Annotated in this window: 2 protein-coding genes; both read left to right on the top strand. The window is 76.8% G+C overall.

Translation table 11 applies throughout. The features are described 5' to 3' along the window. Positions 1 to 3,503: SDR family NAD(P)-dependent oxidoreductase (locus E1291_RS36955; protein ID WP_131742702.1), on the top strand; the 3,503-nt coding region annotated here is incomplete at its 5' end. A gap of 47 nt (positions 3,504 to 3,550) precedes the next feature. Further along, positions 3,551 to 7,314, top strand: a 3,764-nt coding sequence (locus E1291_RS36950; protein ID WP_131742701.1) for a type I polyketide synthase, incomplete at its 3' end; no start/stop codon positions are given.

Genomic DNA, 7,314 nt, shown 5'->3' with positions numbered 1-7,314 from the left:
ACCAGGCCGCCGCGCTGGCCGCCCGGCTCGCCGGGCGCGAGCCCGCGCCGGTCGAGGTCGGCTGGTCGCTCGCCACCACCCGGTCGGCGTTCGAGCACCGCGCCGTCGTGGTCGGCGAGGACCACGAGCACCTGGTCGCCGGGCTTCAGGCGCTCGCCGCGGGCGGCGAGCACCCCGGCCTGACCACCGCCGCCCCCGCCGCCCCCTCCGGCGGCGGCACCGTGTGGCTGTTCAGCGGCCAGGGCAGCCAGCGCCTCGGCATGGGCGCCGGCCTCTACGAGAGGTTCCCCCTGTTCGCCGCCGCGTTCGACGAGGTGTGCGGGCTGCTGGACCCGCACCTGGAGCACCCGCTGCGGGAGGCGGTGTTCACCGGCGTCCCCGGGCGGGACGGCCTGCTGGACCACACCACCTACGCGCAGGCGGGCCTGTTCGCCCTGCAGATCGCGCTGGCGCGGCTGCTCGGCGAGCTCGGCGTCCAGCCGGACGCGGTGGCCGGGCACTCGATCGGGGAGATCGCCGCCGCGCACGTCGCCGGGGTCCTGGACCTGCCCGCCGCGTGCCGCCTGGTCGCGGCCCGCGCCACGCTGATGGGCGGCCTTCCCGAGGGCGGCGCCATGGCCTCGATCCAGGCCACCGCCGAGGAGCTGGCGCCCGACCTCGAAGCGCACGCCGGGCGGGTCGCCGTCGCGGCGCTGAACGGCCCCGAGAGCACCGTGATCTCCGGGGCGGCCGGTCCGGTCGCCGAGATCAGGGAGCGCTGGGCGGAGCGCGGCCGCAAGACCCGGACGCTGACGGTCAGCCACGCCTTCCACTCCCCGCTGATGGAACCCGTCCTCGCGGGACTGGGCGAGTCCATCGCCGGCCTCACCTACCGGCCGCCCGTCCTGCCGCTGATCAGCAACGTCACCGGGCTGCCCGCCGGTCCGGAGATCGCGACACCGGACTACTGGGTGCGGCACGTCCGCGAGCCCGTCCGCTTCCATCCGGCCATCGCGCACCTCGCCGTGAGCGACGCGCCGCCGCACACCTACCTGGAGCTCGGTCCCGACCCCGTCCTCGCCACCGCGGCGCAGCACACCCTGCACGAGTTCGCGGGCGACGGGCGGCCCCGTCCGCTCGTCACCGCGGTCCTGGACCGCAAGCGCCCCGACCTGCTCGCCTTCACCGAGGCCCTGGCGCGGCTCCACACCCACGCCGGCACGATCGGCTGGGCGCGCTACTTCCCCGCCGCGCCGGTCCCCGCCACCGTCGACCTGCCGACGTACCGGTTCCGGCACGACCGCGCGTACTGGCTGTCCTCCGCGCCCGCCCCCGGCCCCGGGGAGACGGCGGCGCGGCCGGGGACGGCCGACGACGGCGGATTCTGGGACGCGGTGGAACGCGAGGACCTCGACTCCCTCGCGCACGTCCTCGGCTCCCCCGCCGACCAGCAGCCCACGCTGGGCGAGGTCCTGCCCGTCCTGTCGCAGTGGCGCAGGCGGCACCGCGAGCAGACCCAGGTGGACTCCTGGCGCTACCAGATCACGTGGAAGCACCTGCCCGAGCCGGGCGCGCCCGTCCTCACCGGCGCGTGGCCGGTCCTGATCCCGGCGGGGCACGGCGAGCACCCCGCCGTCCGGGCCGCCGTCGAGGCGCTGGAGACCCACGGCGCCACCGTGTCCGCGCACCTCGTCGAGGACACCGGCCGGGAGGCACTGACCCTGCTGCTCTCGGGGCGGGCCGCCGCGTCGGCGGGCGTCGTCAGCCTCCTCGCGCTCGACGAGAGCCCGTGCCCCGGCCACCCGTCCGTCACGGCGGGGCTGGCGGCCACGGCCGCGCTCGTCCAGGCCGCCGACGACGCCGGCGTCACCGGGCCGGTCTGGTGCCTGACCCGGGGCGCCGTCGCGGTGTCGCCCGGCGACGCCCCGGCGAGCGTCCCGCAGGCCGAGGTCTGGGGGCTCGGGCGCGTCGCCGCGCTGGAGCACCCGCAGGTCTGGGGCGGCCTGATCGACCTGCCCGCCGCCCTCGACCAGGGGACGTCCGCGCATCTGGCCGCGCTGCTGGCCGCCGGGACCGAGGACCAGGCCGCCCTGCGTCCCGGGGCCGCCCTCGTCCGCCGGCTGCGCCGGGCGCCGCTCGGCGCCGCCAACGGCCACTCGCCCTGGCGGCCGGACGGCACCACCCTCATCACCGGCGGCACCGGCGGACTCGGCGCCCACGTCGCCCGCTGGCTCGCCACCAACGGAGCACCCCACCTCATCCTCACCAGCCGACGCGGACCCGACGCCCCCGGCGCCCGGGAACTCGCCGACGAACTCACCGCACTCGGAACCCGCGTCACCATCACCGCCTGCGACGTCTCCGACCGCGACGCCCTCCAACACCTCCTCGACGACATCCCACAGGAACACCCCCTCACCGCCGTCTTCCACATCGCGGGCGTCCCGGAGCTGGCGCGGTTCGCGGACCTGGACGTGCCGCACATGGAGCAAGTGCTCGCACCGAAGGCGGCGGCCGCCGAGCACCTGCACGATCTCACCCGCGACCTCGACCTGACCGCGTTCGTGCTCTTCTCCTCCGGCGCGACCTCCTGGGGCAGCGGGCAGCAGGCCACCTACGCCGCCGCCAACGCCCACCTGGACGCGCTCGCCGAGCACCGGCGCGCCCTCGGCCTCCCGGCGACGTCCGTGGCCTGGGGGCCCTGGGGCGAGGCGGGCATGGCCGCCGACGACGATGTCGTCGCCTACGTCGGCAAGCGCGGCATCACCCCCCTCCCCCCGGCGCCGGCCATCACCGCCCTCCACGACGCGCTGACCCACCGGGAGGTCACCGTCACCGTCGCGGACCTCGACTGGGAGACCTTCCCCGCGACGTTCACCGCGCAGCGGCCCAGTCCCCTGATCGCCGACCTGGTGCCGGCCGTGACGGGCCCGGCGCCCGGCGGGAACGGCGCGGAACCCGCGGGCGGGGACGGCGGCGACGCGCCCGGCGAGCGGCTCCGCGCGCAGCTCGCGGCGAGCACGCCCGCCGAACGGCGCCACCTCCTGCTCCGCCAGGTCCAGACCCGCGTGGCCGCCGTCCTCGGCCATCCCGACCCGGACACCGTGCCGCCGGGCCAGCCGTTCCAGGAGCTCGGCTTCGACTCCCTCAGCGCCGTGGAGCTGCGCAACCGGCTCATCACGGCGACGGGGCTCGACCTGCCGCCGACCCTCATCTTCGACCACCCCTCGTGCACCGCCCTGGCCGAGGCGCTGCGCCCCCTCCTCGTCGACGAGGCGGAGGACGGCGCGGCGGACGAGGGCCGCGTCCTGTCCGCCCTCGACACCTGGGACTCCGCCAGCGATCCCGCCGCCGTGGACGGCCCGGCCCGGCGCCGGATCACCCAGCGGCTCCAGGCGCTGCTGGCCAAGTGGGACGGCGCGGACGGCACGGGCGGCGGCGGGCCCGCCGCCGGGCCCGATCTGGAGACGGCGACGGCGGAGGACATCTTCGACCTCATCGCCGACGAGTTCGGAAAGTCGTGAGCCCGATGACCCCGGTCCACCGCGTCGCGCCAAGGAGCACCTGCTAGATGTCGAACGAGGAAAAGCTGCTCGAGCACCTCAGGTGGGTCACCGCCGAGCTCCGCGAGACGCGGCGGCGCCTGCGCGAGGCCGAGGCGGCCGAGCCGGAACCGATCGCGGTCGTGGCCATGGCGTGCCGGTACCCGGGGGGCGTCCGCTCCCCCGAGGACCTCTGGCGGCTGGTGGCCGGCGGCGGCGACGCCATCGGGGCGTTCCCCCCGGACCGGGACTGGGACGTCGAGGCCCTCTACGACCCGGAGCCGGGGCGCCGCGGCCGGACGTACGTGACCGACGGCGGGTTCTGCGACGGCGTCGCCGACTTCGACGCCGCGTTCTTCGACATCACCCCCCGCGAGGCCCTCGCCATGGACCCGCAGCAGCGGCTGCTGCTGGAGACCGCGTGGGAGACCTTCGAGCGGGCCGGGCTCGCCCGGGAGGCGCTGCGCGGCAGCGAGACCGGGGTGTTCGCCGGGGTCGGCTCGCACGACTACCTGTCGCTGATCATGCGCACGTCCAGCGATGTCGGCGGCTACGCGGGCACCGGCAACGTCGGGAGCGTGGCGTCCGGGCGGATCGCCTACACGCTGGGCCTGGAGGGTCCGGCGGTGTCGGTGGACACGGCGTGCTCGTCGTCGCTGACCGCGATCCACCTCGCCTGCCAGTCGCTCCGGCAGCGGGAGTGCACGCTGGCGCTGGCCGGGGGCGTGTCGGTCCTCGCCACGCCGGACGCGTTCATCGAGTTCTCCCGGCAGCGCGCGAACGCGCCCGACGGCCGCTGCAAGTCCTTCGCCGCTGCCGCCGACGGCACCGGCTGGAGCGAGGGCGTCGGGCTCGTCCTGCTGGAGCGGCTGTCGGACGCGCGCCGCCACGGTCATGAGGTGCTGGCGGTGGTGCGGGGTTCGGCGGTGAACCAGGACGGTGCCAGCAACGGGCTGACAGCACCGAACGGGCCGTCACAGGAGCGGGTGATCCGTGCGGCGCTGGCGAGTGCGGGGTTGTCGCCGGGTGAGGTGGACGCGGTCGAGGCGCACGGGACGGGTACCAGGCTGGGTGATCCGATCGAGGCGGGTGCGCTGCTGGCGACCTATGGGCGGGATCGTCCGGAGGGTCGTCCGCTGTGGCTGGGGTCGGTGAAGTCCAACATCGGGCACACCCAGGGCGCCGCCGGGGTCGCCGGGGTCATCAAGATGGTCATGGCGATGCGGCACGGGCAACTGCCCGCCACCCTCCACATCGACGAGCCCACCCCGCACGTGAACTGGGACGCCGGTGACGTGCGGCTGCTCGCCGAACCCGTCGCCTGGCCCGCGGGCGACCGCCCGCGCCGGGCGGGCGTCTCGGCGTTCGGCATCAGCGGCACCAACGCCCACCTGATCCTGGAGCAGGCGCCCGAGGAGGCGCCCGCGGCCGACGCCGGGGGGCCCGGCGCGGACGCCCCCGCCGAGTCTGCCCGGTGGCCGGCCGGGCCGGTGGCGTGGCCGGTGACGGCCCGCACCGCCGAGGCGCTGCGCGACCGGGCCAGGGCTCTAGCCAGCCACCTCGCCGGACGCGACGACGACCCGTCCGACGTCGGCTGGTCGCTGGCCGCCACCCGGTCGACCTTCGAGCACCGCGCCGTGGTGATCGGCGCCGACCGCGCCGAGCTGCTGGCGGGCCTGCGGGCCCTGGCCGCCGGGGAAGAGCACCCGGGCCTCGTCCACCCGGGGACGGCGGCGGTGGCGAGCGAGACCGGTCCCGTCCTGGTGTTCCCGGGCCAGGGCTCCCAGTGGCCCGGCATGGGCGCCGAACTGCTGGACACCACGCCGGTGTTCGCGGCGCGGATCGCCGAATGCGAGCAGGCCCTCGCCCCGTACGTCGAGTGGTCCCTCACCGACGTACTTCGCGGCGACGGAACCGAACTCGCGCGCGTGGACGTCGTGCAGCCCGTCCTGTGGGCGATGATGGTGTCACTGGCGGCCGTGTGGGAAAGCCACGGCGTCACCCCCGCCGCCGTCGTCGGCCACAGCCAAGGCGAAATCGCCGCCGCCTGCGTCGCCGGAGCCCTCACCCTCGACGACGGCGCCAAAGTGGTCGCCCTGCGCAGCAAGGCACTACGCGGCCTCGCGGGCGGCGGCGCCATGGCGTCCCTGGGCGTGAGCGTCCCGGAGGTGGCCGACCTGATCGGCGGCGGCGTGGTCGTGGCCGCGGTGAACGGGCCGTCCTCCCTCGTGCTGTCCGGCCCGCCCGGCCGGCTCACCGAGATCGTCGACCGCGCGAAGGCCGACGGCCTGCGCGCCCGCATGATCGACGTCGACTACGCCTCGCACGGCCCCCAGGTCGACCGGATCCGCGACGAGCTGACCGAGGTCCTCGCGGGGATCCGGCCGGGGCGGGCGCGGGTGCCGTTCTACTCCACCGTCACCGCCACCCGCCTGGACGCGACCCTGCTCGACACCGGCTACTGGGTGACGAACCTGCGCGAGCGGGTCCGCTTCGCCGACACGATCCGGGCCCTGCTGAACGACGGCTACCGCACCTTCATCGAGTCCAGCCCCCACCCCGTCCTCACCCTCGGCGTCGAGGAGACCGTGGAGCAGGCCGTGGAGCAGGCGGCGGGCCGTCCCGGCGCGATCCCGACGCTGCGCCGTGACGACGGCGGGCCCGCCCGGCTCGCCCACGCCCTCGCCCAGGCGTTCACCGGCGGCACCGCCGTCGACTGGGCCGGCCGCCTCCCCGGCGCCCGCCGCGTCGACCTGCCGACCTACCCGTTCCAGCGGCGCCGGTACTGGCTGGACACGCGGGGCCTCGGCGGCGACCCCGGCGGGCTCGGCCTCGCCCCGGCCGGGCACCCGCTGCTCGGGGCGGCCGTCGAGCACGCCGACGGCGGCACCGTCGTGTTCACCGCCCGGCTGTCGCGGCGGACCCAGCCGTGGCTGGCCGACCACGAGGTCCTCGGCACGGTGCTGCTGCCCGGCGCGGCGTTCGCCGAGCTGGCGGCGCACGCCGCCGCCCGGACCGGCTGCGACCACGTCGCCGAGCTGGTTCTCCAGGATCCGCTCGTCCTCCCCGAGGACGGGCAGGTCGACCTGCGCGTCACGGTCGCCGCCGAGGACGGCGGGACGCGTTCCCTCACCGTCCACTCCCGGCCCGCCTCCGACGCGGGCGAGCGGACCTGGACCCGGCACGCCGCCGGGGTCCTGGCCGCCGGGACCGGCGGCCCGCCCGACGGCCTGGACGGGCTGGACGGGGCGTGGCCGCCGCCCGGCGCGACCCCCCTGGCCACCGGTCACCTCTACGCCGACCTCGCCGACCGCGGCGCCGGGTACGGGGCCGCGTTCCAGGGCGTGCGCGCGGCGTGGCGCCTCGACGGCGACCTCTTCGCCGACGTGGCCCTGCCCGAGCGGGAACGCGCCGACGCCGAAGGGTACGGCGTGCATCCCGTCCTCCTCGACGCCGCCCTCCAGACGCTCGCGCTCGCGGCGGACCTCCAAGAGGACGACGGCCCCGGGGAACAGATCATGATGCCGTTCTCCTGGAGCGGGCTGCGCCTGCACTCCCCCGGCGCCACCGCGCTGCGGGTGCGGATCACCCCTTCCGCGCCGGACCGGATCGCCGTCACCGCCGCCGACGCCGGCGGGAACCCGGCCTTCACGCTGGAGGACCTGACGCTCCGCCCGGTCCAGGCCGACCGGCTCGGCCGGGCCGGCTCCGCCGCCGGGAACGCGCTGTTCCGGCTCGGCTGGACGCCGGTGCCGGGCCCCGCCGGGCCCGCCCCGGCCGCGCCTGCGGTGCT

It is taken from the genome of Actinomadura roseirufa (assembly GCF_900659635.1).
Taxonomy (GTDB): domain Bacteria; phylum Actinomycetota; class Actinomycetes; order Streptosporangiales; family Streptosporangiaceae; genus Spirillospora; species Spirillospora roseirufa.
The sequence above is the reverse complement of the archived record's forward strand: the minus strand, read 5'-3'. Positions and strand labels throughout refer to the sequence as shown.